Annotated in this window: 1 protein-coding gene; it reads left to right on the top strand. The window is 40.1% G+C overall.

Translation table 11 applies throughout. The features are described 5' to 3' along the window. Positions 1 to 118: 118 nt before the first annotated feature. Positions 119 to 1672, top strand: a 1554-nt coding sequence (ahpF, locus tag ACK1JC_RS16985) for an alkyl hydroperoxide reductase subunit F (RefSeq protein WP_409512972.1), incomplete at its 3' end; no start/stop codon positions are given.

Raw genomic sequence — 1672 nt, 5'->3', positions numbered from 1 at the left:
AAACCGTCTTAAAATTCAAAAAACCGATTATAAATATAAAAACAACCTGTTTCCTCTATTCTATGATTTAACGTATTATATTCTCAAGCAATAAATTTACTCCTTTGGAGATTGAACGATGTTAGATACAAATACTTCTGCACAATTAAAAACTTTACTTGAACGTCTTGAAAGCCCAATTGAATTGGTCGCTTCTTTAGACAACTCTGATAAAGCTGAAAAAATTAAAGAATTAGTCACTGAAGTTGCCGCATTGTCTGACCAAGTGACTGCACGTTTTGATGGGCAAAATAGCCGCAAACCAAGCTTCGGTATTGCGAAAGTCGGCGAGCAACCACGTGTGTTCTTCGCAGGCTTGCCAATGGGTCACGAATTCACTTCATTGATCTTAGCTTTACTGCAAGTTTCAGGTTATGCAGCAAAAGTATCTGATGAAGTTTTGGCACAAATCAAAGGCTTAAATATTCAATCTGACTTTGATGTGTTCGTCTCACTAAGCTGTCATAACTGTCCTGATGTGGTTCAAGCTCTGAATCTGATTGCGATTAACAACCCAGGTACAACAGCAACGATGATTGATGGTGCTTTCTTCCAAGATGAAGTTGAAGAACGTAAAATCATGGCTGTACCAATGTTATTCCAAAATGGTCAGCACATTGGTCAAGGTCGTATGACCCTAGAAGAAATCATTGCTAAATTAGATACTGGTGCAGCAGCAAAAGATGCTGAAAAATTGAATGCTAAAGAAGCCTTTGATGTGCTGGTGATTGGTGGTGGTCCTGCAGGTGCAACAGCGGCAATGTATGCTGCACGTAAAGGTATTCGTACAGGTATTGTGTCTGAGCGCTTCGGTGGTCAGGTTATGGATACGATGGACATTGAAAACTTTATTTCAGTGCAAAAAACTCAAGGTCCAAAGTTTGGTGCAGATATGGAAGCACATGTACGAGAGTACGGTGTAGATATTATGAACCTACAAAAAGTGAAAAGCATTGTCGGTGCAGATCAAACAGCCAATGGTTTAGTTCAGCTTGAACTTGAAAATGGTGCAAAACTTGAATCAAAAACTGTGATTTTATCTACAGGTGCACGTTGGAGAGAAATGAATGTACCAGGTGAGAAAGAATACAAAACTCGTGGAGTCGCATATTGCCCACACTGTGATGGTCCATTGTTCAAAGGTAAACGTGTTGCGGTGATTGGTGGTGGTAACTCAGGTGTAGAAGCTGCCATTGACCTTGCGGGTATTGTTGAGCATGTAACGGTACTGGAGTTTGATACTAAGCTACGTGCTGACCAAGTACTTCAAGATAAGTTGAATAGTTTGCCAAATACCACAGTACTATTGAATGTTTTAGCAACTGAGGTTATTGGTGATGGTTCACAAGTCACAGCCATTAAATACAAAGATCGTGCAACGGAGATTGAGCATACATTAGAACTTGCAGGGATCTTCGTTCAGATTGGCTTGTTACCTAATACTGACTTCTTAAAAGACAGTGCTGTAGAGCTTTCAAACCGTAATGAGATTGTGGTTAATGAACGTAATGAAACATCTGTAAAAGGTGTCTTTGCTGCAGGTGACTGTACCACTGTACCGTACAAGCAAATCATTATTGCATCGGGTGAAGGTGCGAAAGCGGCGTTATCTGCTTTTGATTATATGATGCGT

The sequence above is a fragment of the Acinetobacter sp. TY2 genome (assembly GCF_046269225.1).
Classification (GTDB): Bacteria; Pseudomonadota; Gammaproteobacteria; order Pseudomonadales; family Moraxellaceae; genus Acinetobacter.
This window is presented reverse-complemented; position numbering and strand designations above follow the sequence as displayed.